The organism is Paenibacillus sp. Y280 (genome assembly GCF_056786335.1).
In genome coordinates this window covers 316,961-341,849 of record NZ_JBXCIW010000001.1, presented here as the reverse complement: position 1 = coordinate 341,849, position 24,889 = coordinate 316,961, and the positions used below count along the sequence as shown (strand labels likewise).

The window sequence follows — 24,889 nt, the reverse complement described above, 5'->3', positions numbered from 1 at the left end:
GGTTTTTGAGTATGACATTTCGGAAAAAAATGGTAGGGGCAGCGCTGGCTGCCGTAATGACATTAAGCGCGGCAGCACCAGTATTCGCTCATGATGGATGGTCACAGACAAGCGCACCGATCGTAGCGCAGGGCCAGGTATCTTACGTTGAGCTTATGTATGGCAATCACTCTAACGAGCACAAAAGCTACCGGCTCGAAGGACAGTGGGGCAGCGCCTCTAAAGTTTACGTTACTACGCCTGCAGGCGTGAAATCCGACATTTCGGGAACACGCTTCTACACGGGCGAGCCGGCAACCGAAACGACGCCAGCACTTAATAATTACTTTGTAGCAACGTTCAAATCAAACATACCGGGTGCTTACATCATCTCTACAGAAGGGGACAGCGTCTTCAAGGGCAAAGAGACTGCAAGCCGTACATTGCGCAGCGCAAAATCGTTTGTAGCGGTTGGTGATATTCCCGTGCTGGAACGCGTCAAGGCGCTTAAAGGCTTCACGAAGCAAGTAAGTCCTGATCGCGCAGAGCTTGTCCCGGCGTTTAATCCTGCTGCTATAACGCCAGGCGAGAAGGTGTCGATCCAGTTGCTTCTAAAGGGTGAGCCGCTGGCAGATACTGCTGTAGATATCATTCGCCGCAGCAATTCGGAAGCATCCGAACTGAAAACCGATGCGAATGGACTGGTTTCGTTCACGACTGGCGCTGCTGATTATTATTTGGTTCGCGCTAAGCCAAGCACAAAGGAAGTTAAGGAAGGTGAATACAGCGCAACTAATTATGAAGCGACCATGACATTTACGGTTCAAAATAAATCGGCAAAGCTTCCCGGCTCTGTAACGACTGCTAAGCCGCTTATTTATGTAAATGGAAATGTGACAGCGGTGAATAGCTTAACGATTGCGCAGGGAACGACAAAGGTAGATGCTTCCTTCATCAAACAATATGTTGACGCAGCCTACAAAGGCACCGGCTCCGCAACGCTTCGCGAAGCAGCAGAGGCGGCAGGCGCAGTTGTTGAATATTTCCCGGCAGTTGGCGGCATTCAAGCAGCTGTTGCGATCTACACGAAATAAGGTTGCTTATGAAAAAGCTAATAAATAGTATAGCTATACTTATTATGATGTGGGCATGCATGCCGAGCTTAGTCTCGGCGCATGCCTATATTGCGCAGTCGACCCCTTATCAGGATGCGGAGCTGACGGAGTCTCCGCCTGCCATTCGAATTACATTTACAGAGAAAATCGATCAGAAGCTAAGCAGCATAACGCTTCAACGAGAAGATAACGGTGCCTTGATCGCTGGCAAGCTAAGCGGTGAAGATGATTTTACGCTTATCTATACGATTCCGAAGCTGGAAAAAGGCGTTTATGAGGTCAGCTGGCAGGTGTTGTCGCTCGACTCCCATATGACTGATGGCTCCTTCGATTTCGCCATAGGGACTAAGATAGAGGCTGCCGTGCCGGATGACACCATATCGCTTGATGGTCATTCCGGCGGGAGCGCGGGAAGCGGCTCAGGAAGCGAAGCGAAACCAACCAGCAAGCCATCGGCATCGGCGAAGCCGTCGCAGACGAAGAAGCCGAGCGATACGAAATTGACGAGCGATGCGAAAATGCAGAACGATGCGACTAAGGCAGCGGCGACTCCGAAGCGTTCTATCGCTCCAGCGCCTTCAATGAGTGCTGCGCCAAGCTCGACTGCTGCTGTGGATAGCGGCAAGGAAACAGCAATTGAGACGGATTTAGGCGATGAAGCTGGAGATGGAGCTGGAGCTGGAGATGGAGCTTCTGGAAGTGCAAATGATGCTTCCGAAGAGATTGACGGTTCAGAGACCGCTGAATCGGTAGATGATGGCTCCGATATAACGGATAAGGCTGGCCCGTCGCAGCAAGCCGAATCGGATGAAGAAGCGAGCAATCATACAAGTCACGGCGAACATGGGGAGAGCAGCCATGCCGAGGAAGGCGAGCATGAGCATTCGGGCGGCCAGAAGCTTATGATCACGCTGCGCGTGCTTGATATTTTAACCGGCGTGATGCTGGCTGGCATGTTGTTTTTCCGAATTGTCATTTGGCGAGACGAGGGGAATGAGGCTCCGTTTGGTTTCTCGCTGCGGGCGGAGCGGCTGTTAATAGGACTGGCAGCAATGATCTGGATCATATCCGGCTTTAGCCGCCTTTCCATGTTAGCGGATCAGTTCGGCGGCGTTTCTATTTATGAGCTGGCTAACGGGACGATGATTGGCAAGGTTGCTGCGCTAAGACCTATACTTGCGCTATTTGTTCTGCTGCTTGCATTCGCACCCGCTCGAGAGCGGAAATGGGCTAATCCGCTCAAGTTTGCAGCTGCTGCAGCGTTAATCGTCACGTTTCCTTTGACTGGCCATGCGTACGCGGCATTGAAGGATGTCGCTATGGCGATAGCCTCCCACGCGGTTCATATGGGTGCCGCTGCGATTTGGTTTGGCGGACTCGCAGGCTTGTTTTCTTTAACCTTCAATCACGATGCCTTAGACCGCTTGAACAATGCGGCAGTTCGCTTCTCGCATTGGGCGCTGCCTAGTATGGCGCTTATCTTGCTTAGCGGCATATGGCTTACGGCAGCAAGGCTTTCAGCATGGGGGCAGCTATTGTCAACCGCTTATGGCAAGCTGATACTAGCCAAAGCCTTCTTCATGCTGCTCGTGTTAGTCATAGCTGCGCTTCATAAGCTCATATTCATGCCGCAAATTGCTAATAAGCCTAGAGCAGCACAAGGGCTGCTGCTTGGCATTCGAATGGAAGTGCTGCTCGCTGTCACTCTGTTCGTGCTGGCAGGCTGGTTATCCTCAACTTCGCCGCCTGCGGAGGGTGACGTGAAGAAGCTGTCCGAGCCGATTTATTGGCATGTGATGGGCGAGAAGGCACATATGAGCTTGCGTATTTCAGTTGATGACAAGACGGAGGAGCAAGCTGTCAGGCTTGATGTTTGGCTGCCTGAAGGACTCGGGGCACCTGTATCGGCCAGCGCTGACATTACGCTTGCTGTTGCTGATCCTGCTGCTGGAAATGTGGATAAGAAGTCAATTCCGCTTGAGCTGCAGCCTCTAGCAGCAGAACTTTTTGAGTTTCCGGGCTTTACCAAATACACATACCGGGCAACAGGTGTGTTCATCGACGGCAACGTGCAAAGCTTGATGACGGTAGACGTCAAAGACAAGCTGGGAAATAGCTTTCATTATGAACGTGCAATAGGCGGTCAGCAGGCAGAGGAATGATTAGGAGGGCAAAATGTTTTGCTGCTTGCCGCAAGGCTTGACTTCAACTTAAGCATCTGCTAATCTCACCATCAGGGAAAAGGCAGGTGTTAGCATGATCATCGGCATCGGACATGATTTATCGGATATTGCCCGAATAACTAAAGTATTGGAAGGGCCCACGCGAAAACGATTTTTAGAACGGGTGCTGTCCCCGGGTGAGCTGGCGCTGGCAGCGCATTATTCAGGCGAGCGTCTCCATCAATTTACGGCTGGGCGATTCGCCGCGAAGGAAGCGGTTGTGAAAGCCTTTGGCTGCGGAATCGGCAAGGTTATCGGGTTTACGGACATCGAAATATTGCGCGGAAGCTGCGGCAAGCCTGCGTGCAGCTTGTCTGAAGCGGCTTGGGAGCGGCTTGGCTTACGTCCTGAAGCTGTATGTATACATGTTACGATTACGCATGAGCGCAAGCTTGCTTCTGCTTTTGCTGTTGCAGAACGGATATAACGGTAACCTTTTGCCTATACTTGGAATGTAATATACCAAGTTAGCGAGTCGAGAGGGGTTGGCGGCAATGAAGGAGCAACGGCAGCGGAAGACAAAGCGTCGGTTTAAAACGGGACAATGGGTCGAATATGACGGCTTGTATTCGGACGATTGGGGCGGTGATCTGGTGCTGGTGCAGGGCGATCTATTTCCAACACACCCCCAAATGGGTGAAACCCATTGGACGTATGCCGGCCAATATGCTCTTCATCATATGAAATCTCCCAAAATGAACGGTCACCATATCGGCTATTAGCCCATAATGAAAAAGGATGCCTTGCGAATCGTATATCCGCTCCGGCATCCTTTTTTGCTATATAAATAGGAGTGAACAAGCCTTGCTATTATTTTTTTTCAGCTAACCAATCGGAAAGACCAGCAATTTCTTCGGCAGTCAGCGTATCCTTAAAAGAAGGCATTGAGCCGCCTTTTGAGCGGCCTCCCTGCTCGATTTGCTCTGCAATATCCGCTGCGCTCATACGTGAGCCGACCTTCTGAAGATTCGTAGCAGGGCCGACTCTGCCTTGCAGTCCTGTTCCGTGACAGCTGACGCAATTGGCTTTATAAACGGAAACGACCTCGTCCGGCCCATCTAGTGCACTGCTCTTTTGTGCTCCTCCATCTCCGCCACCGCAGCCTGCTAGAGCGAGCAGCAGCCCCGAGGCGGCAATAAATGTCGTCATTCGTTTAAAGTTCATATTTAGCGCTCCTGCTCCACTTTCAATATTTTGTAAATTTCGGGTTTGTTTTGGGTTTTTACGTGAATGCCATATGAATTTGTATCGTTAGTTCGTATAATAGAATAGGTAGTTTTGTGTTTATATCAATCGGTGATGTCTATTATTATATCGCAGTTTTACCTATAGGAGAATTTATGAAACCGACAATTGAAAGTATATTGCAAAATCAATTGAATAAAATCCAAGCTGAAGTCATCATGACCGCATATTCGGAGAACCTGCCAGGCTGGAAGGTCCAAAAAACAGAGCCCGATTTTTATCGGTTCTGTTATCCAGACAAGGGAAAAGCGTGGCTGGAAATCCAAAATGAGCGATATATTCTTGAGCCGGGAGCCCTTTATTTTTTGCCTGCCGGTACGGTACAATCATTCGGTACGGAAGGTGACGAGCCTTATGGCTGCTATTGGTGTCATTTTCGGTTAGAGCTTGGCGATATCGAATTTATTAATTCGATCCATTTGCCGCCGTTCGTTTATGTGCGGGACAGGCAGATGATGAATGAGCTCTTCTCCAAAATGTATACTTTTCAATATCACCCTACGATTACGAGAGAGCTGCGTTTAAAAGCGATTTTTCTAGAGATGTTTTCCTTCTATCTGGATGAAGGCCATATTCAGACACAAACGATCCAAGATCCTAACTTTGAGGTAAAATGGAATGAGGTGCTCGCTTATATCGAAGCGAATCTGCATGTGAATATTCAAATCGAGGATCTTGCGAAAGTCGCCTTCCTGCATCCCAATTATTTCATAACCTCCTTCAAAAACTTCATGGGCTGCTCGCCGATTCAGTATGTGACGAATCGCCGAATCGAGCTTGCGAAGCAGCTGCTGATGGAAACGGACTTTCCCGTGGCAACCATTGCCAAGAAGGTGGGTATGCAAAATCATTACTTATCAAGGCTGTTCAAAAGATATACGGGCCTTACGCCGATTCATTACCGCAAGATCGTCAAGCATAGCATTGGCAATCGTTTGGAAACCGCGGTTACATCCGAGGAGGACTACAGCTAGTGGAACAGGAAGCCATCAAATTGTTTTTTAGTACAGAATTGCTAACTTGGTATCGGCTTATTAAGCGCGATCTTCCTTGGCGGCTTAACCGGGACCCTTACCGGGTATGGGTATCGGAAATTATGCTTCAGCAGACGAGGGTGGACACGGTCATTCCGTTTTACAACAACTTCATGAGCAAGTTCCCGACCGTCAAAGCGCTTGCTGAAGCGCCGGAGACGGAGGTGCTCAAAAGCTGGGAGGGACTCGGCTATTACTCGCGCGCACGTAATTTGCAAGCAGGAGCCAAAGAAGTGGTAGCACGTTATGACGGCATTGTGCCGGATGACAAGGCCTCTGTTGGTGGACTGAAAGGCGTAGGTCCCTATACGAGCGGAGCAATTATGAGCATCGCGTTTAATCGTCCGGAACCTGCGGTTGATGGCAACGTCATGCGTGTACTCTCTCGTTATTTTTGTTTGGAGGAAGATATTGCCAAGCCATCTACGAGAGTTGGTATTGAGAAGCTGGCTGCTTCGCTAATTCCTGAAGGCGCGGCAGGTGATTTTAATCAAGCGCTGATGGAGCTTGGAGCACTCGTCTGTACGCCAAAATCGCCAAGCTGCTTGCCGTGTCCCGTGATGGAGCACTGCAGCGCTCGGCTTGCGGGCCGAGAGATGGAGCTGCCGATCAAGACGAAGGCGAAGCCGCCTCGTCCAGAGTTCCGAGCAGCGGCCATTATTTTAGGCAGCGGCGACAATGCGGGCAAAGTGCTTGTAAGACAGCGGCCAGCTTCGGGGCTGCTTGCCCAGATGTGGGAGCTGCCTCATTTGCTATTGTCGCCGGATAACGCAAAATGGCTGGCTGAGACTGCGCCGAAGGAGCAAAGCGAGCTTGCCGAGCTGATCAGCCGCATGCTGGAAGAAGAAACGGGATTGCTTATAAGGCCGCGCAGCTGGTTTATGGATGCTGATCATATTTTTAGCCATATCCACTGGAAAATGCGCTTTTACTTGGCTGATTTGGGTGAAGAGGCTGGCTCGGTCATGGGGTTGACCGCGGCTGCCGCAGCAGATGGCTCGAGTATTGCTGCTGAGCCTGCCGCATTATATGAGGCGGTGGGTGCTGTCGATGCACACCATTCGGCGGCTCAAAGCGAAGCTTCCGCTGGCATGCTGGATACGGAATCGAACCCTTATCGATGGATTGGCAAGGAAGATATGGAAACTTTGCCGTTTCCTAATTTGTTTTTGCGGATTTTAAAGCAATTTTGGGAATAAATGAAAGTATGAATCGGAGGAGAAGCGAATGAACGGGATGCTCGAGCTGCTGCTGCAGCACAAAATTGTAGCGATTTTGCGGGGAATAGAAGATCGGCATGCTGATGCTGCTGCGCAGGCTCTAATAGACGGCGGCATTCATATGATGGAAATTACGATGAATACGGAAGGCGCAGCAGCAATGATAGAGCGCTGGCGCAGCAAGTTCGACGGGCAGGCGGCAGTAGGGGCTGGGACGGTAACCGACGTTGCGCTTGCTGAGCAGGCTGTTGCTGCGGGAGCCCAGTTTCTTATTTCGCCCAATTTGGATGAGGACGTTATCGCATTCGGACGCGAGCGTGGACTCTCCGTATGGCCTGGCGTCATGACGCCGACGGAAATCGTCAAAGCATGGAAGGCAGGCGCCGATGCTGTGAAAATATTCCCAATGGGAACGCTTGGCATAGGGTATTTGCAGGAAATTCGCGGACCGCTGAATAACATACCTATGATTGCGACAGGCGGAGTTGATTTGCATAATATTGCCGATTACTTTAAAGCTGGAGCGAACGCCGTCGGAATGGGCAGCAAGCTTGTCAATCTGGAATGGGTTCGCGAAGGCAAATTCACGCAAGTAACGGAGCGGGCACGGCAATTTGTAGACGCTGTGCGGGCTTTGTAAAGGAAAGGGGATATCCTATGAACGCCATCTTGTGGCTGCTGGGAAGCTTGCTCATTATCGTTGTATTGCTAGCCGCGCTCGTCTGGCAAATGGGAGTTCGCAGCCAGAATCCGCGCAAGCTTTCGAATGCGGACGAACCTGATGTGGACACGCAGTGGCAATCCTTATCCTTCATGAACAATGGATCTAAGCTCGAAGGCTGGCTGCTTCATCCAGCCGCGGCTGCCGGTTCGAAGAATGGACAAAACCCTCTTATCGTAATCGCGCATGGGTGGGGCTCCAATCGGACGAGAGTGCTGCGTTATACGCGTCCTCTCTATGAAGCGGGCTTCGCTGTATTTATGTACGATGCGAGAAGTCACGGCAACAGCGATTCGATTTCTGCGCCCTCCGCGCTTATGTTTCGCGATGATGTAAGGGCTGCGATCGAAACTGCTAAGCAGCTCCCAGGAATCGATCCGGATCGGATTGCGGTGCTGGGGCATTCGCTTGGGGGCTTCGGAGCGCTGCTTGCGCTTGATCAAGGGATACAGGTGTGTGCAGTTGTGACAGACTCGATGCCCGTTCGATTCGAGACGATGATGAAATCAGAGCTGAGACGCAAAAAATTGCCGCTCTTCCCGCTTGCTTATCTTATACCGATGATTTGGCTCATTCGCGCACGCATCTCGCGGGCGGATTTCAGAGAGGCCAGCATTCCATTGGTGCTATCGAAGCATGCGGGCAGCTCGGAGGAAGGCCGCACGCCGGTCATGATGATTCACTCGAATGGCGATGATTTTATTAGTGCGGAGGATCTGCGAGAGCTGAAGAAGCAATTGCCTAAGGGAATGATTGATACGTTGTTCGTATCAACGAAGGGACACAGCACATCGGAACAGGAGCCTGCATTTTGGGAGAAGGTAATCCCTTTTTTACAGGAAACGGTCATGAATACTCCAAAAAAGGAAGCCTGCGGCACGGGGCTGCAGGCTACAAGAGAGAATATATAATAAAGGGGGGTCATGAATTCATTATATAAGCATAAGATGAAACCAAGATGAGAGAAATATTACAGTTTGATTACATAGCTAAAAGGCGAAACGGCTGCAGTTAAAAATAATGCTTGTGAAGGAAAGCGGCGAATTCCGGTGCTATTTGCTTCACAAGCCGTTCAGGAGGTACGAATGCATAGAGTAGCTTCCAAGTTGCTGGTGGTAGTTTTCATCATAATAGCTGCATTCTATCTTGACTTCGAGCTGGATCTATTTCCTGCCGCAGCCGAGTCGGAGGAGGTCGCCGCCGTGGATAATTCGAATAAGCTGGAGGGCTTGGAGCGAGAAATCGCTAAGCAGTTTCAAGCTCGGGCCGAGCATTTTTCGGTAACATACACGGGGGACAAGCAGGAACTATCGGGCAAGCTGACGGATGTCATTCGCGCAGCCCTTAGTCATGATGACTATTCGGCTTACATACTTGAATCCTATATCTATACCATTCGAAGCTGGGGCACTAAATCGACGATCGCCCTCGAAGCCAGATACCGGGAGACGCCAGAGCAAACAGCTGTCGTTGACCGCGAAGTAGCGAAGGCGCTCCAAGAGATCATTGATCCGGGTATGAACGAGCATAAGAAAATAAAAGTGATTCACGATTGGATCGTTAGTCATGTCGAGTATGATCAGTCCTTGAAGCATTACACGGCTTATAATGCGATAACGCTAGGCGAGACAGTATGCCAGGGCTATTCATTGCTCGGCTACAAGATGCTGAAGGAAGCGGGAATTACGGTATTAATTGCCGAAGGCACTGTCAACACGGGCGAGCATGCATGGAATATGGTACAGCTGGACGGAGCTTGGTATCATCTTGATTTAACATGGGATGATCCAGTTGGTGTAACGGCTGCTGGCAAGAGCGCTTCAACGGATGCTTCCAAGGCGAACAAAAGTACAATCCGCTACAATTATTATTTGAAGACGGACGCGGAGCTTCGCGCAGACCATCAATGGACCAAAACTTATCCTGCCGCAACCGTAACTTACGCAGATACGATTCGTGAGCTGGAGCAGCAGGGACAGGCGGCAGAACGGAGTCGATTCACCAAGCTGAAGCTGGAGCTGGGCCTGCACTGGCTTGAGCCTGAGTTTACGGTATCGAGCTCGAAGCAGCTTAACCAGGTTATTCAATCGGCGCTTGATTCCCGTACAGCGAGCTTAGAGTTCAGATATGAGGATGGCGCTCAATTTCCCGCAGCACTTAAGGCGGCCTTCGAGAGCGTAAAGGTGGCAGTCGGCTACCGGGCAAGCTATGAGCCGTATGCCGGCAACGACTCGCTTATCGTCCGCATACAGCTGGAGTACGCACGCTAGCAACAAAGTCGGAGCCAAGGATGGAAGAGGTGCAGAGATGCGCCTCTTTTTGTTAGATTGGAGATTCTTGCGTAAAGAGGTTTCTAACGTGGCAAGCTTCATGGAGAAATAGCCTCAGTTGCCCAGTTTGCGGGTTGAGCGCCTGTAATAGGTCTACTTTCTAGACTTAATTCTGTGAATGGAGCCAGTTTGAGAAGAATAGATCTAATTTCTAGATCTAAATTCGCTAACTGAGCGTCCAGCTGCCCGTCTGTCCGGTTGCGTGCAAATAAAAGAGCTGTCTTTTAAGGTCGATAACCTTTTGAGACAGCTCATTTTTAGATCACTTTTTCATTCTATAGCTGGGTTTCGGCTTGCATGATTTTCACGAAGCAAGCTTGTAGTATGAGGTAAGTTTATTGCTCATTTTTGCGCGCCGATGTCATTTGCTGCCATACGGAGCCAGCTGCTTCCTCGCCGCGCTCGATCCGCTCAAGCGCCATTTGGGCTTGGAGTTGGATCTCAAATTCGCTGTCCTTTGCAGCCTCGCGGAGCGCCTCTACCGCTGACTCGTCGCCAGCCTCGTATAGAAAGCGTGCCGCGCGCCAGCGGACAAGCTTGTTCTTGTCACGAAGCGATTCGATCATCGGGCCTATGGCAGCCGGATCGCCGAGATCGGATAACGTATCGCCGGCTGTCCGTCTAACGGAGGTCGAGGAATCGCGCAGCGCGATAAATAAATAAGGCAGCGCTTCAGGCGCCCGCAAATCCCCTAGATAGATGACCGCCAGTCTGCGAATCGAAGTATTCTCATCCTTTATCGCCGCTGCAAGCAGAGGCAAGCCCTCGATGGAGGAGACGTAACGATCAAGTGAGGCATAGCGCACCTGCCAATCCGGAGAGGCAAACTGCGCCTGCGCTTCTTCTAGCGTAAGCGGAGCCGGCCTTACAACCGCAGCAGCGGCTTCTTCCGCCCCGCCTGAATTTCCAAGTTCGATGGCAGCTTGTACGAGTGCTTCTAATCGTTCTGCCGTATACGAGGCTTCCAGCTCGCGTACGATCTCGGCTGCGATTTCCTCCGGCTCCCCGTAACGTACGCCAAATTCCTCCAGCTTGCGTTCGCGAATCATGCCCGAGCCGGCAGCGACGCCAACCGCTTCAGCGAACTGCGGGGGCAGTGCCGACCGAACTTCACTATCCCCCATGCGCACACGTACCTGCATCGGAATTCCGCGATACATTTGAACGAGCACCTGCGCTTCTCCATAGCTTGCAGATGGTCCGCTCTTGCCGTCAGCCTGACCTCCATCAGCTTCATCCTTCTGCAGCAATTGGCCTGCCGCAGCCAATATGGCCGCCCAATCCGCTCCTGGCTTTCGGTCAAGCGCAATAAAGTCTGCGGTACGGAACAGGCTTCGCACGCCTTTGATTTGCAGAAGCTGCTGCAGCAGCTCGGGAGCATCGCTTGCTTCGCTGGCCTTAAAGGTAAGCCTGCGCCCTCGCGGAAGCATTTCATCGACATTCAGCTTCATGGAATTGGGGCTCGGCGTCGGTTCTATTGAAATTAGTTTCATAAGGAAACCTCCTGGAAATGATGATGTGATTGTTGTTTTAGCTGATTTACAGTAACAAATGATGCGTCGAAAGCGTAGTCTTATGTGTAAAACCTATATAAAGTAGTTTAACTGATTTCATGTTAGGATGCTAACAGCGAAGTGTTTGGATGCCATCATTCGTATTTTGGCTGATAAGGCGACCAATGCGAGACAGGCAGGCTGTTTACGTATAAAAAATATTTAACCTATTTGCATTAGGAGCTGTCAGCTTGGTATCTTATTTAAACAACAGATATTTGCGAGGGAGGGATGGACGGTTGAGGTTAAAACGATTTGCTAACATAGATCCTATTGAGCAGCATACATCTTTGAAGCAATTCAAAAGATGGCGTCAGGAACGCATTCGCAGACTGAGAATGAAGGATTATTCATTCACCGTTCCGAATGTTGAACCTGACATCGCATACTTGGAGGATAACAGAAAATGGCCTTCCATAACTTGGGTTGGTCATTCGACTTTTTTCATTCAGCTGGGCGGATTGAACATTATTACGGACCCCGTATGGTCGACCCAGATGGCTTTTCAAAAGAGACTTTCGCCGCCGGGGATCAAAGTAGAGGACGTTCCGCCGGTAGATGTCGTACTTATTTCACATTCCCATTATGATCATTTAAATATAAATTCGCTGCGCAGGCTTATCGGCACTAGGCAATTGCTGGTGCCTGCCGGGCTTGGCACGAAGCTGCGTAAAAAAGGCTTTATTCGAATCAAGGAGCTGCATTGGTGGGAATCGGTAATAATCAACGGTGTGAAGTTCACGTTCGTGCCTTCTCAGCATTCGACGCGCCGGAATCCATGGGATACGAACAGCTCGCATTGGGGCGGCTTCGTTATCGAGCGTACGGCATCGCGAAGCGGGAAGCTTGTCAGTCACGCTGGCGTCAAAAAGTCACGAAGCAGTTCCGATGAAGGAGATGCTCGAGCGCAAATTGCTAGTGCGGGGGAGCCTGCTGCGGCATTGGAAAAACCATTTTTCAGTGAGCATTCCAAAGTTGACCGGCCTGTCGTATCGGAGGCGCCGACTATATATTTTGCAGGAGACAGCGGATACTTTCATGGCTTCAAGGAGATCGGCCGCCGTTTTCCAATCGACGTTGCGCTTCTCCCCATCGGTGCTTACGAGCCGGAATGGTTCATGGGGCCTCAGCATATTACACCTGAGCAGGCGTTACAAGCTTTTGAGGATTTGGAAGCCAAATGGTTTGTGCCGATGCATTACGGTGCCTTCAAGCTGGCTGATGATACGCCGCGCGAAGCGCTGGATCGGCTGGAGGCCGAGCGCAGAAAACGATGCCTCGATGATGAACGTATTCTAATCCTGCCGCATGGCGAAACGTGGCGCCTCTGTCGGCAAATGACTAACGAGTACAAGAGTGTGCCAAATGCGGACAGTGACGGCGGAAAGTGAAAGCTGTATACTGAGCTAGTAAACTTTCAGAAATTGTCGTAGCAAGGTTTGCCTCCGCAAACCTAAGCTTAATCTTACGAAGTAAGGTTTGCTTCCGCAAACCTAAGCTTAATCTTACGAAGTAAGGTTTGCTTCCGCAAACCTAAGCTTAATCTTACGAAGTAAGGTTTGCTTCCGCAAACCTAATAGGAGGAGCAATACATGAGTCACACAAACATACGTCTTGGTGTTATTGGCGCGGGTGCGATCGGGAGCGTCCACATGGAGACGTTTAATAAGGTAGATGGGATCGACGTCGTCGCTGTTACGGACGTTTATTTGCCGCTTGCCGAGCAGCGCGCTGCGGAGCATGGCATTCAGCTTGTACACGCAAGCCCGCAATCACTGCTTGAGGATCCAACGATCGACGCGGTTGTCATCGGCGTACCGAATCAATTCCATGCAGGGCTTGCTATAGAGGCGCTGAAGCAAGGCAAGCATGTGCTGCTGGAGAAGCCGATGGCTATCGATTCCAAAGCGGCTCGCTCCATTGTTGAGGAAGCCAAGAAATCCGGAAAAATATTAATGATGTCGCATCAAATGCGTTGGAGCGGGCTAAGCCGCGCTCTTAAGCAGAGCATTGACAACGGTGATGTCGGTCCAATTTACAATGCGAAGGCTGGCTGGTTTCGGAAAAAAGGCATTCCCGGCTGGGGCTCGTGGTTCACTCGCAAAGACCAAGCCGGCGGCGGCCCGCTTATCGATATCGGCGTTCACATGCTGGACCTGTCACTTTATTTGATGGGCAATCCGAAGCCGATTTCGGTATATGGCTCTACCTATGCGGAATTCGGACCGAAGCGTCAAGGCATAGGAACGTGGGGGACGCCGAATTGGGACGGGTATTACGATGTTGAGGATCTTGCTTCGGCGCTCATCAAGCTCGATAACGGGGCAACCTTATCACTTGAGGTGAGCTGGGCGGCACATTCCGCCTTTCTGCCGGAGGACCCGTTTATTCATCTGATGGGAACGCAGGGCGGTGTAGCGATCATTGGGAATAACGGAAAGTATGTCACGCATACGGACAATGAAGTCGTTGAGAGCGATATTGCGCCGCTTGAGGGCGAAGAGGACCGCATGCTGATGAGCCGTCATTTCGTGGAATGCATTCGTGAAGGCAAGGAGCCGATTACATCCGCGCTGTCGGGCTATACGAACAACCGCATTCTCGACGCCATTTACGAGTCATCCCGCACGGGCAATGAAGTTAAGCTGAACTGGGATTAAAGGTTTAAAGCACAAGCGCGAAAATAACAAAATAGAGTAATGCCTCCTCTTATGAAATGACATGATGCTGGTCACTTTGAGGAGGTTTTTTTTGCGTACAGGAGGTTATAGGATTGAAAAAAGGGATCGTATTGCTGCTGCTAATAAGTTTGGCTGTTGTGCAATATGTGAGAACTAGCTCGGCTGATCAGGATCCATATCTCGTAACCGATTATAGCAGCCTTCATCCTGTTAAGGTTGAGCGTGTCATTCAAGGCAAGGCAGAAGCACAGCTCTCCGAGCTTGTGTTAGAGGCGAAGGACAAAGGAATGAAAATATCCATTGCAGGACAGAGGCATAGTCAGGGCGGCCACACTTACTACAAGGACGCAATCGTTGTTGATATGACAAGTTACAATAAGGTTTTATCGGTAGATCCGAAGGCAAAGCGTATTGTGGTGCAAGCTGGGGCGACGTGGGAGGACGTGCAGAAGGCGATTAATCCGTTTGGACTGTCCGTAAAAACGATGCAGTCGCAGAATACCTTTACGATTGGCGGTTCAATCAGCATCAACGCTCATGGCAGGGATATACGCAGCGGCTCGCTTATCAAAAGCGTACAATCCTTTCGCCTCCTAACAGCAAATGGAAATATTCAAAATGTCAGCCGTACGGAAAATGCCGGGCTGTTTCCGCTCGCGCTTGGCGGATATGGATTGTTTGGCATTATTTTGGAAGTGACTCTGGATCTGACAGAGGACGAAATATATCGTGAGTCAACGGTGCTAATGAAGCTTGAAGAATACCGTTCTTATTTTCAAAACACGGTACTAAAGAATCCAGACATTCGGCTGCATATCGCCCGGATTTCAGTTGCGAAGGACAGTTATTTCACAGAAGCTTTTTCCAAAAATTATACGGTAGACCGCTCTCTGCAATTGACAGACTATAACAAACTCGAGAGCAATGAGAAATGGGTTGCGCCCGGTAAGCTATTGTTTCATTTAAATCGGTTTACCGATTGGGGCAAAAATCTACAGTGGGATTTGCAGAAATACTTTTTCGTGGAGCAATCGGACAAGATCATCAGCCGGAACAATGCGATGCGGGCAGCCTCGGAATTTATGGAGTATAGCGGGCCGGGAGCAAGCGACCTGTTGCAGGAATATTTTATACCATTGAATCATTTTGATGATTTTGTAAAACGTCTTGGCGCAATTGTGAAGGAAGAGGATTTGAATTTACTAAATATAACGATCCGTTTTGTGAATAAGGACGAGGAAGCGATCCTTTCTTATGCAAAGCAGGACATGCTGGCTCTCGTATGCCTGTTCCATGCGCCTTTGTCGAAGGAAGGGCAGCAGCAGATGAAGCTGGGCGTTGAGCGGATTATCGAAGAGGTCATTACGCATAAAGGCTCTTATTATTTACCTTATATTGCTTATCCAACGGTAGAGCAGTTTCGAGCTGTATATCCGAAGCAAGAGCAGTTTTTTGCAAAGAAGAAGCAGTACGATCCAGACGAGCTATTTATGAACTATTTTTATGAGCAATATGGACCTTAGGAGGCAGCTTATGAATTTGAAATGGCTAATTCGAGCTCAAAGCATAATGACTTTAGCGGCAGGCATGATTTATCCTTATTATCTGCTTTTTCTCAAAAATCTGGGCAACAGCTTTTCGAAGTATGGCTTGGCCTTTGCCGTTTTTACGATTAGCTCTGCGGCAGTATCGCAATGGATTGCGCCTAGACTGGATAAGCATGGCGTATCCATACTGGTCTTAAGCTCGGTCGGCATGATGGGGGCGATGCTCGCTTTTCCGTGGACAGCATCCTATGGATGGGTGCTTGTTTTGCAGCTTGTCATGGGGATGTGCAATGCAATGCAAAAGATGAGCGAACGGCTGCTCCTCGCTGATTATACCCAGACAGGAGCTAGAGGTTCAGCAATCGGGTCGTATCACTTTTGGACATCGGTTGCTTCGGGCTTTGCGGTCATTGTGGGAGGCTATTTAATAGACTGGCTGACGATTAATATTTTGTTTTATTTGAGCGGCTTGCTGTACGGAGCGAGCGCTTGGATGATTTGGCGGATGAGCAGAAAGGTTGACGGCAAGGCAAAAGAAGGTTCGGTTTCCGCGCATACTGTGGTATAATGATTCGATATGAAGCGATTTTGTAGTGAAGGACGGGATTAAACGAATGATTAGTACAAGTGGCATAACGCTCCGTTATGGGAAGCGGGCGCTTTTTGAAGATGTAAGCATCAAGTTTACGCCAGGCAACTGTTACGGCTTGATCGGCGCTAACGGCGCAGGCAAATCGACCTTTTTAAAAATACTATCAGGCGAAGTGGAGCAATCGCACGGAGAAGTTCATATAACGCCGGGCGAGCGGCTTGCCGTTCTGAAGCAGAACCATTACGAATACGACGAGTCCGTCGTACTCGAGACGGTAATGATGGGTCACAAACGTCTTTACGAAGTGATGAAGGAGAAGGACGCTCTTTATGCAAAAGCGGACTTTACTGACGAAGACGGCATGCGCGCAGGCGAGCTTGAAGCTGAGTTTGCAGATATGAACGGCTGGGAAGCGGAGTCGGAAGCGGCAGAAATGCTTAACGGTCTCGGCATTACGCCTGAGCTGCATGATAAGAAGATGGCTGACCTAAGCGGTAACGAGAAGGTTCGTGTATTGCTGGCTCAAGCTTTGTTCGGCGCGCCGAACATTCTATTGCTCGATGAGCCTACCAACCACTTGGACATTGAGTCCATTCGTTGGCTGGAAGATTTCCTTGCCGACTACAAAGGCACTGTTGTCGTAGTCAGCCATGACAGGCACTTCCTGAATACAGTTTGTACGCACATTGCGGATATCGACTTCGGCAAAATCCAAATGTACGTCGGCAACTACGACTTCTGGTACGAATCCAGCCAGCTTGCTTTGCAGCTGATGCGCGGCGAGAACAAGAAGAAGGAAGACAAAATTAAAGAGCTTCAAGCGTTTATTCAGCGCTTCAGCGCGAACAAATCGAAGGCGAAGCAAGCGACATCAAGGCAAAAATTGCTTGAGAAAATTTCGCTTGACGATATTCGTCCATCGAACCGTAAATATCCGTTTATCCTCTTTAAAGGGGAGCGTGAAGCGGGCAAGCAGCTATTGCTTGTTGACAGCTTGACGAAATCGATCGACGGCGAGAAAATTATCGACAACCTGACCATTGCGCTTAACAAGGGTGACAAGGTCGCATTTGTTGGACCTAACAGCTTGCCTAAGACTTTGCTGTTCCAGCTGCTTGTCGGCGAGGTTGAAGCGGATTCCGGCAGCTATTCATGGGGCGTAACGACTACACAGGCTTATTTCCCGAAAGACAACTCACCTTATTTCGATGGGGTAGATTTGAATCTTGTGGAATGGCTTCGTCAATATTCGAAGGACCCGGATGAGACGTTCATTCGCGGCTTCCTTGGCCGTATGCTATTCTCCGGCGACGATGCGATGAAGAAAGCAAGCGTATTGTCCGGGGGCGAGAAGGTTCGCTGCATGCTATCCAAGATGATGCTTGAGGGCGCCAACGTATTTATTCTCGATGAGCCAACGAATCACTTGGATCTTGAATCGATTACGGCACTCAACAACGGTCTTACGGACACGGATTGTACCGTACTATTTACTTCGCATGACCATCAGTTCGTTCAAACAATTGCTAACCGCATCGTTGAAATTACGCCAAACGGCGTAATCGACCGGATGATGACGTATGACGAGTACCTTGAGAGTGCTGAAGTTAAAGCACTTCGCGAGCGTATGTACGCCGTATAAGATCATATAGAAAAGCGCCTGTTTGCAAGAGAAATCTTGTAGACGGCGCTTTTTTTTGTGCGGAATGAGCAATAAATAGGTTGCATAAGAGGCGCAAGCGCAGTGAACAAGCTAGCATAAATTTTGGTTGCATAATGGGTGAAAAGGATTTATACTACGTTTGAAAAGGTTTTCAGAAAAGCTTTTCAGAAAGCTCTTTCATGAAGTGAGTAAACAAGTATCATTGTAAAATGATCTGAACTAGAGCAAACTACCGCTAATTACACCTGCAAACGAACTCGCTCATCAAGAAAGGCGTGCAATCATGAAATCGACAATACGCGATGTCGCAAAATACGCAAACGTATCTATCAGCACCGTTTCCCGGGTTATGAATGCGCCGGAAACAGTGGTGGAAGAGAAGCGTATGAAGGTGCTTGAGGCTATTGAAGCGCTTCAATACCAACCGAATGGATTTGCTAGGGGGCTGATTTACAAAAAATCCGATACGCTTGGCGTTATGATTCCGGATATTGAGAACCCCTACTATGCCGGCTTGATCCGCGGCATGCAGGACGCAGCCAATATGCTGAGCCATAGTCTGATGATCTGCAATACAGATCGCGACAAGCAGCGGACGATCGCGTACGTGCAAAGCTTTTTCGAGAAACAGGTCGATGGCATCATATTTACAAGCGATTCACTGCATGAAGAGTATTACGAGGAGATGCAGCGCTACCGGCTGCCTTTCGTGCTTGCTTCAACCAATGCTCCTGAGTATCATATTCCTTCGGTCGATATTGATGATGAACATGCCGCGTATGAAGCGGTTAAACATCTCATTGAATCAGGCCATCGCCAAATCGGTATGATTGGTTTTCCGCTAGGGGATACCATTTCCGGGGAACCGCGTTACGCTGGCTTCAAGATGGCGTTGCGGGAGTATGGTCTTGCTGAATATGAGAATTGCATCGAATTTGCCGAGCATCGGTTCGAGCATGGTTATGACGCAGCTGAGCTATTGTTGGCGCGCTGCCCCGGCCTGACGGCGGTTTTTGCAGCGTCGGATGAATTCGCAATGGGGACGATTTCGTATTTGCGTGACCATGGCAAATCCGTTCCCGAGCATGTATCCGTAGTCGGTTTTGACAATATTCGTATGGCCCAAATGTTTATTCCGAAGCTGACAACGATTGACCAGCCGACCTATGATATTGGGTACCGTTCGGTACAGAAGCTGCATGAGCTAATTACGACAGGCGAGGTAGCCATTCTAAGAGAAAAGCTGCCTCATCATTTAATCGTGCGAGAGTCGACAAGGCCTGTACAATAACACCGTGCCTGTTGTAAATGATAATCGCGAAACGAGCTAACGCCGCAAAATACGGCTTTGATCGTTTTCGCTGTCGAATCTTGAAAAGCTTTTCAAGACGATGTAAGCGTTGCCTATCAATTGTCATTCTGATTTTGAGCTGCTTTGAGCATAAAAAGAGCCTATGTTGGCATTTTAAAGGAGGTGATGACTCAGCTCGTCTTCTAATTTTAAAGTTGCGTTTCAAATGAGCCATGTACGTGTAATTCATTACTGAATGATTTGAACATGAAAGGATGAGGTCTATGTACACGAGAAAAACAAAGAACGCATTAACTATTTTTATTTTAATGGTTGTGCTTGCAATGGCGATTACGGCTTGCGGAGGTAATAAAAATACAAATAATACGACCAACCAGCCGACTGAGAAGCCAAGCGATACGACCGAAGGCGGAACCGACACAGGCACAGGTGACGGAGCGCTGGCACAGGCGATGAATGGTGATTTTAAAGGTAAAAAAGTAACGATGTTCGGTCCGTTTACGGATGCGGATGAAGTGAAATTTAATGAAAGCATCAAAGCTTTTGAGGACAAGACAGGTATCGATATCTCTTATGAAGGCTCAAAGGAATTTGAGGCTACCATCTCTGTTCGAGTGAACGGCGGAAATGCTCCTGATATTGCGGATTTCCCGCAACCAGGCTTGCTTAAAGGGTTCGTGAATGCCGGAAAAGTGATTGACGTGAAATCGTTCCTGAGCGATGAATATTTGAAAAAGCAATATAACCAAAGCTGGCTTGACATGGCAACAATGAAGGGTGCCAGCGGAGACGTAATGGCGGGCGTATGGGCACGCAGCAGCGTAAAAAGCCTTGTATGGTACAACAAAAAGGCTTTTGCAGAAGCTGGCTATACCGTACCGAAAACATGGACGGAGCTTATGACTTTGACTGACCAAATCGCGAAGGATGGCGACCCAGCATGGAGCATTGGCATTGAGAGCGGTACTGCGACTGGCTGGCCGGCTACAGATTGGATGGAGGACATTATGCTCCGTACAACGACTCCAGAAAATTACGACAAGTGGGTATCTGGCGAGCTTCCGTTTACAGATCCTGTAGTTAAAAACGCTGCGGAAAAAATGGCTGAAATTTGGTTCAACGAGGATTATGTGTATGGCGGCAAAAAATCGATTGCTACAACATCGTTTGGTGACGCTGTTAAGCCTCTATTCGATAATCCGCCAAAAGCATGGCTTCACCGTCAAGCTGGATTTATTACAAGCTTCTTCCCAGAAGGCTTGACTGCCGATGATTACGATTGGTTCCCATTGCCTGCTATTGACGAGCAATACGGCCAACCAGCTCTTATTTCGGGCGATATTTACGCAATGTTTAACGATCGTCCGGAGGTTCGTGCCGTAATGGAGTTTTTCACAACGGGAGAATCGCTTAAAGCATGGATTCAAACAGGCGGCGTAACGGCGCCAATGAATGATGCTGATCCGTCCTGGTACCCGAATGATCAAGAGCGCAGAATGGCTGAATTCGTGAAAACAGCGGATACGATTCGTTTTGACGGCTCCGACTTGATGCCTGGAGCAGTAGGCGCAGGCACATTCTGGAAAGGCATGACAGACTGGGTAAGCGGAACGGTAGATTTGGATACGGCACTAAAAGAAATTCAAGCTGGCTGGAAAAAATAATTGACTGCTTTAAGGATTGGAGGGCTTCTTGCCGCAAGGCGAAAGCCCTCCCCTAATCTTAAATACAATTAGTAAGAAGTTAGGTTTGTATTCACAAACCTAAGCACACGCTTACGAAGTTAGGTTTGTATTCACAAACCTTGGAGGAGGATCCATATGGAACTACAAGCTAGGAAAGGCAATGCTCTGCGGCTACTGTTGTTATCCGTGCTCGTACCAGTTCTGAATATTGCCGTTCACTGGTGCATCTTTTTATTTTTTCGCGACTCCAATCTTCCGCCAGTCATCAACGCAGTACTGGCCGTTATATGGGGGGCACTCGGCATTTATTCTATTTACTACTCCTTCAACTGGGTAGTTGAGCAATATCCGGATCAATGGAAGCGGAGAATATTGCCTTTTGTATTTGTTGGTCCGGCGGTGCTGCTGCTTGGATGGCTGCTTGTTTTTCCGACACTGCGGACTTTGTATTTAAGCTTCTTCGATGCTAGTTCCGTCAATTTTGTCGGTTTTGCCAACTATGTTGCTGTATTTACGGATCGGCTTCTCGTGATGGCGCTGCGCAACAATCTGCTTTGGGTGTTTTTCGGTACCTTGGCTTGCGTAAGCCTAGGTCTTCTTATCGCGATTTTGGCTGACCGAAGCAGCTTTGAGAAGCTTGCTAAGGGACTTATCTTTATGCCGATGGCGATCTCATTCGTAGCTGCCGGCGTCATTTGGAAATTCATTTATTACTATCAGCCGGGCGAGGAGCAGATTGGTCTTCTAAATGCGATAGTCGTGAAGTTCGGAGGCGAACCGCAGGCATGGCTAAGCATGATTCAGCCTTGGAACAATCTGTTCCTCATCGTTATTCTCATCTGGATGCAAACGGGCTTTGCCATGGTTATATTCTCTGCTGCGATAAAGAGCATCCCTGAGGATATGCTGGAGGCTGCGAGGATGGACGGTGCAAGCGAGGTTCGCATTTTCTTCAAAATCATGATTCCTTACATTGCGGGCACCTTGCTGTCGGTTACGACAACGATCATCGTATTTACGCTCAAAATATTCGATGTTGTCATGATCATGACAGGCGGACAATATGAGACGGATGTTGTGGCTACGCAGTTCTACCGCCAGCTGTTTATGTATCAAAATGCAGGCTACGGTTCGACCTTAGCTATCGTACTGCTAATCGCTGTTATACCGGTCATTATTATCAATCTGCGCCAGTTCCGTAGAGAGGGGGGCTTCTAATATGGGCAAAAACAAAAAACCTCGCAAGTCCAAGTGGCTTGTGAATACGATACTCGCCGTCATTTGCCTGATTTGGACAATTCCGACAATCGGACTGCTCGTATCCTCATTCCGGCCTGCCGCAGATATTTTGGCAACGGGCTGGTGGAATATTTTGCCGCATCGCGATTGGCAAACGACAGAGCAGCTTCAACTGCCCAAGGATACCGATCTCCGCGAGCCAATCAAGGTTAACGGCGTTACGTTTACCGATGATCAGCTGCGTGCTGGGGTAGAGGTTGAAGGGGAGAGGCTGATTTGGGAAAATCGGCGGGCACGTACTCTGAATGTGCAGGAGAAGCAGTGGACGGTCATTTCCAGCTTCACGACCCAGAACTATGAGACGGTGCTTGGCGGGAAAACCTACTCGATCACGATGCCCGATGGAACGACCAAAACAGAGAAGGGAAGCGGGATGTCGCGTTCCTTCTGGAATACGATTGCGGTGACGGTACCGGCGACCGTTATTCCGATCTTCATCGCCTCATTTGCGGCCTATGCCTTCGCATGGCTTCGCTTTCCGGGAAGAAAGACGTTGTTTGTCATCGTAATCGCTTTGCTCGTTGTGCCTCTCCAAGTGGCGCTCATTCCGATTTTGCGCGATTATACGTCGCTTGGTCTCAATGGCACCTACTTTGGCATATGGCTCGCGCATACGGCGTTTGGCTTGCCGTTGATAACTTATTTCATGTATACCTCAATCAGTCAGCTGCCAAAGGATTTATTCGAATCTGCGTTTATGGACGGGGCAACCAACTTTACGATCTTTAGCAAGCTTATTTTGCCGCTCTCCGTTCCCGCGCTTGCTTCGATCAGCATCTTCCAGTTTTTATGGGTATGGAATGATTACCTGGTATCGCTCATTTTCCTCGGCAGCCAGCCGGAGGTACAGGTATTGTCCATGAATATCGCTAATATGGTCGGCTCTCGCGGCAATGACTGGCATTTGCTCACAGCCGCTGCGTTTGTCTCCATGCTGATGCCGTTAGCTGTATTTTTCGCTCTTCAAAAATATTTTGTACGCGGTATGCTCGGCGGCTCCATCAAGGGATAGAAAAGGAGAGATTGGGATGCAGGCAAAGCCGGCTTGGTGGAAGGAATCGGTTGTATATCAGGTTTATTGGCGCAGCTTCCGCGATACGAACGGGGATGGCATTGGCGATCTGCCAGGTGTCATTGAGAAGCTTGATTACATCAAATCGTTAGGCGTGACGATGTTGTGGATCAATCCATTTAACGAATCACCTGACAGAGACAATGGCTATGATGTGTCCGATTATTATACGGTCATGAACAAGGCGGGCACGATGGAGGACTTTGATCAATTGGTGGCAGAGACCCATGCGAGAGGCATGAAGCTGATGATGGACGTCGTCGTCAATCATACATCGGATCATCATCCTTGGTTCAAAGAATCACGCTCTTCGATCAGCAGCACGAAGCGGGACTGGTACATTTGGCAGGACGGCGTGAATGATGGACCTCCTACGAATTGGCGCTCTTATTTTAATCCTTCATGCTGGGAGCTGGACGAGGCTACAGGTCAATATTATATGCATTCGTTCGCGATCGAGCAGCCTGATTTGAATTGGGCAAACAAAGAGATGCGGCTGGAAATATATAAAATGCTGCGATTCTGGCTGGATAAAGGTGTCGACGGGCTTAGGCTCGATGCTCTGGCGCTGCTCGCTAAGCCGCAAAGCTTTGCAGATGTGGAGGAGCCGCGCGATATTCGGTATTTGACGCATAATCCGGGTCTTCACGATTATTTGCAGGAAATGAACTATGAGGTGTTTCGTCACTATGATATGATGACCGTTGGCGAAATCGCATTTGCTACGCCTGAGCTGGGCGCTCTATTTGTCGATGAGGAGCGCGCGGAGCTGAATACGCTGTTTCATTTTGAGGTTGCTGATGAAATGCCGGAGTGGGATATGGTTCGCTACAAGCAAATACAAAGGCAATGGGCGGAAGCTTTGGAAGGGCGAGGGTTTGGCTCGCAGTTTCTCAATAACCATGACCATACGAGACAAGTGACGCGATACGGCAATGATATGGAATACCGCGAGGAGTCGGCTAAGCTGCTTGCGACAATGATACATACGCTGCCAGGCATTCCCTACATTTATCAAGGCGAAGAGATCGGGATGACGGGCGTAAGGTATGAAACGATCGGCGATTATAAGGACATCGCGATGATAAATAAGTATGTGGAGGAGATCGGCAAGGGCAAAGACCCGGCAGCAGTTTTCCAATCTCTGCAGCCGCTTAGCCGAGATAACTCGAGAACGCCGATGCAGTGGAATGCTGGCCATTATGCGGGATTTGGCAGCACGGAGCCGTGGATTAAGCTCAATCCGAATTATGAGGAGATCAATATAGAGCAAGCGGAAAATGATCCGAATTCGGTGCTGGCGTTTTACCGGAGCCTTATTGCGCTAAGAAAGGAAAATCCCGTTATGGTTTATGGTGATTTCACCGACATTAGCGGCGATGATCCGCATCTATATGTATATGTGCGGGAGCTTGAGGGAACCGAATGGATCGTGCTGCTCAACCATGGGGAAGAAGCCCACACCTTTACGTTCTCGGAACCGGTTTGTGGAAGCGAGACTATGAATTTGAAGCTTGTGCTTGGCAATTATGTAAATACGTCCAGCACATGGAATGATGTGGATCGCAGCATGGTGCTAAGGCCTTATGAGGCTCGAATCTACGAGGTGTTATCTTAGC

The 24,889-nt window shown here is 49.3% G+C and carries 21 protein-coding genes; 19 read left to right on the top strand and 2 right to left on the bottom strand.

What is annotated here, in order from left to right; genetic code table 11:
- The first annotated feature begins 11 nt into the window (after window positions 1-11).
- The 4 genes from AC1TPC_RS01590 (at window position 12) to AC1TPC_RS01575 (ending at window position 4,038) form a co-directional block, all read left to right on the top strand.
- Window positions 12-1,073, top strand: coding sequence for a DUF4198 domain-containing protein (locus tag AC1TPC_RS01590; protein ID WP_482065116.1), 1,062 nt, complete (start codon window positions 12-14; stop codon window positions 1,071-1,073).
- Between the two features lie 59 nt (window positions 1,074-1,132).
- Window positions 1,133-3,256: a copper resistance CopC/CopD family protein gene (locus tag AC1TPC_RS01585; RefSeq protein WP_482065115.1), complete on the top strand. Its 2,124-nt coding sequence runs from the start codon at window positions 1,133-1,135 to the stop codon at window positions 3,254-3,256.
- Window positions 3,257-3,350: 94 nt separating this feature from the next.
- Window positions 3,351-3,743, top strand: a complete 393-nt coding sequence (gene acpS, locus AC1TPC_RS01580; RefSeq protein ID WP_482065114.1) for a holo-ACP synthase — start codon at window positions 3,351-3,353, stop codon at window positions 3,741-3,743.
- Between the two features lie 67 nt (window positions 3,744-3,810).
- Window positions 3,811-4,038: a hypothetical protein gene (locus AC1TPC_RS01575; protein ID WP_482065113.1), complete on the top strand. Its 228-nt coding sequence runs from the start codon at window positions 3,811-3,813 to the stop codon at window positions 4,036-4,038.
- Window positions 4,039-4,126: 88 nt separating this feature from the next.
- Here the strand turns inward: AC1TPC_RS01575 and AC1TPC_RS01570 are convergent, their stop codons facing one another.
- A complete protein-coding gene (locus AC1TPC_RS01570) occupies window positions 4,127-4,480 on the bottom strand; it encodes a c-type cytochrome (protein ID WP_482065112.1) in 354 nt (117 codons plus the stop codon).
- Between the two features lie 176 nt (window positions 4,481-4,656).
- Here AC1TPC_RS01570 and AC1TPC_RS01565 point away from each other — a divergent pair, with 176 nt between their 5' ends.
- The 5 genes from AC1TPC_RS01565 to AC1TPC_RS01545 all read left to right on the top strand — a co-directional run bounded on the left by AC1TPC_RS01565 (window position 4,657) and on the right by AC1TPC_RS01545 (window position 9,806).
- On the top strand, window positions 4,657-5,535 hold the full coding sequence (locus AC1TPC_RS01565) for an AraC family transcriptional regulator (protein WP_482065111.1): 879 nt from the start codon (window positions 4,657-4,659) through the stop codon (window positions 5,533-5,535).
- Window positions 5,535-6,794, top strand: a complete 1,260-nt coding sequence (gene mutY / locus AC1TPC_RS01560; protein WP_482065110.1) for an A/G-specific adenine glycosylase — start codon at window positions 5,535-5,537, stop codon at window positions 6,792-6,794. The genes AC1TPC_RS01565 and mutY overlap by 1 nt, the downstream gene beginning before the upstream one ends.
- 28 nt (window positions 6,795-6,822) lie before the next feature.
- Window positions 6,823-7,455, top strand: a complete 633-nt coding sequence (locus AC1TPC_RS01555; RefSeq protein ID WP_482065109.1) for a bifunctional 4-hydroxy-2-oxoglutarate aldolase/2-dehydro-3-deoxy-phosphogluconate aldolase — start codon at window positions 6,823-6,825, stop codon at window positions 7,453-7,455.
- A gap of 17 nt (window positions 7,456-7,472) precedes the next feature.
- The gene (locus AC1TPC_RS01550; protein WP_482065108.1) at window positions 7,473-8,447 is read left to right on the top strand and encodes an alpha/beta hydrolase; all 975 of its coding nucleotides are present in this window, start codon (window positions 7,473-7,475) and stop codon (window positions 8,445-8,447) included.
- 174 nt (window positions 8,448-8,621) lie between these two features.
- Complete coding sequence (locus AC1TPC_RS01545; protein ID WP_482065107.1) at window positions 8,622-9,806, top strand: transglutaminase domain-containing protein; 1,185 nt, start codon at window positions 8,622-8,624, stop codon at window positions 9,804-9,806.
- A 395-nt stretch (window positions 9,807-10,201) separates the two neighbouring features.
- Here AC1TPC_RS01545 and AC1TPC_RS01540 read toward each other — a convergent pair whose 3' ends face one another.
- Window positions 10,202-11,359 carry a virulence factor gene (locus AC1TPC_RS01540; RefSeq protein ID WP_482065106.1) on the bottom strand — a complete coding sequence of 386 codons (1,158 nt, stop codon included), beginning with the start codon at window positions 11,357-11,359 and terminating at the stop codon, window positions 10,202-10,204.
- A 299-nt stretch (window positions 11,360-11,658) separates the two neighbouring features.
- On the opposite strand from AC1TPC_RS01540, the gene AC1TPC_RS01535 reads away from it, so the two are divergent.
- The 10 genes from AC1TPC_RS01535 (at window position 11,659) to AC1TPC_RS01490 (ending at window position 24,888) form a co-directional block, all read left to right on the top strand.
- Window positions 11,659-12,810, top strand: a complete 1,152-nt coding sequence (locus AC1TPC_RS01535; protein ID WP_482065105.1) for an MBL fold metallo-hydrolase — start codon at window positions 11,659-11,661, stop codon at window positions 12,808-12,810.
- Window positions 12,811-13,011: 201 nt separating this feature from the next.
- On the top strand, window positions 13,012-14,079 hold the full coding sequence (locus AC1TPC_RS01530; protein WP_482065104.1) for a Gfo/Idh/MocA family protein: 1,068 nt from the start codon (window positions 13,012-13,014) through the stop codon (window positions 14,077-14,079).
- Between the two features lie 113 nt (window positions 14,080-14,192).
- Window positions 14,193-15,623, top strand: coding sequence for an FAD-binding oxidoreductase (locus AC1TPC_RS01525; protein ID WP_482065103.1), 1,431 nt, complete (start codon window positions 14,193-14,195; stop codon window positions 15,621-15,623).
- Between the two features lie 10 nt (window positions 15,624-15,633).
- Window positions 15,634-16,215, top strand: coding sequence for an MFS transporter (locus AC1TPC_RS01520; protein WP_482065102.1), 582 nt, complete (start codon window positions 15,634-15,636; stop codon window positions 16,213-16,215).
- Window positions 16,216-16,261: 46 nt separating this feature from the next.
- Window positions 16,262-17,881: an ABC-F family ATP-binding cassette domain-containing protein gene (locus AC1TPC_RS01515; RefSeq protein WP_482065101.1), complete on the top strand. Its 1,620-nt coding sequence runs from the start codon at window positions 16,262-16,264 to the stop codon at window positions 17,879-17,881.
- A gap of 304 nt (window positions 17,882-18,185) precedes the next feature.
- Window positions 18,186-19,193, top strand: coding sequence for a LacI family DNA-binding transcriptional regulator (locus AC1TPC_RS01510; RefSeq protein WP_482065100.1), 1,008 nt, complete (start codon window positions 18,186-18,188; stop codon window positions 19,191-19,193).
- A 284-nt stretch (window positions 19,194-19,477) separates the two neighbouring features.
- A complete protein-coding gene (locus tag AC1TPC_RS01505; protein ID WP_482065099.1) occupies window positions 19,478-20,878 on the top strand; it encodes an ABC transporter substrate-binding protein in 1,401 nt (466 codons plus the stop codon).
- 156 nt (window positions 20,879-21,034) lie between these two features.
- Complete coding sequence (locus tag AC1TPC_RS01500) at window positions 21,035-22,117, top strand: carbohydrate ABC transporter permease (protein WP_482065098.1); 1,083 nt, start codon at window positions 21,035-21,037, stop codon at window positions 22,115-22,117.
- Window position 22,118: 1 nt separating this feature from the next.
- Complete coding sequence (locus AC1TPC_RS01495) at window positions 22,119-23,210, top strand: carbohydrate ABC transporter permease (protein ID WP_482065097.1); 1,092 nt, start codon at window positions 22,119-22,121, stop codon at window positions 23,208-23,210.
- Window positions 23,211-23,226: 16 nt separating this feature from the next.
- A complete protein-coding gene (locus tag AC1TPC_RS01490) occupies window positions 23,227-24,888 on the top strand; it encodes a glycoside hydrolase family 13 protein (RefSeq protein ID WP_482065096.1) in 1,662 nt (553 codons plus the stop codon).
- Window position 24,889 lies beyond the last annotated feature (1 nt).